The sequence below is a fragment of the Nitratidesulfovibrio oxamicus genome, assembly GCF_015731765.1.
Taxonomy (GTDB): domain Bacteria; phylum Desulfobacterota; class Desulfovibrionia; order Desulfovibrionales; family Desulfovibrionaceae; genus Cupidesulfovibrio; species Cupidesulfovibrio oxamicus.
Genome location: NZ_VRYY01000764.1, coordinates 1 through 586, shown reverse-complemented (window position 1 = coordinate 586; position 586 = coordinate 1). Strand labels below are relative to the sequence as shown.

Below are 586 nucleotides of genomic sequence, written 5' to 3'. Positions count from 1 at the left end.
CGCCGCGCTACCGGCACGACGCGGCCCACGGCGTGCCCCGCGTGGGCACGGCCACCGGGCTGGTGTGGTCCGAGGCGGGCGGCGAGATCGTGTTCGTGGAGGCGGCTCGCATGGCCGGTTCCGGCCAGCTCATCCTTACCGGCTCGCTGGGCGAGGTGCTGAAGGAATCGGCGCGTATCGCGCTCAGCCACATCCGGGCCGAGGCGGATCATCTGGGTGTATCGGTGCTCCCCGGTCAGGCGAACCCCGTTCTGGGGTGCCAATCCGGCCAATCCGGCCAATCCGGCCCGTCCGGCCCGTCTGGCCCGTCTGGCCCGTCTGGCCCGTCTGGCCAGTCTGGCCAGTCCGGGCACTCCGGTCGGGGCGACACCCCCGTGCAGGACATCCACATCCACATCCCCGCCGGGGGCATCGCCAAGGATGGCCCCTCCGCCGGGCTGACCATCTGCGTGGCCCTTGTTTCGCTGCTGTCGGGCCGTCCGGCGCGGGCCGACGTGGCCCTTTCGGGCGAACTGTCGCTGTCGGGCCGGGTGCTGCCGGTCAGCGGGGTGCGCGAAAAGCTGCTTGCCGCAGCGCGGGCCGGGGC

General features: G+C 73.2%; 1 protein-coding gene. It reads left to right on the top strand.

What is annotated here, in order from left to right; translation table 11 throughout:
* The coding region (locus FVW20_RS19925; protein ID WP_307831657.1) for a S16 family serine protease at positions 1 to 586 on the top strand (586 nt) is incomplete at both ends.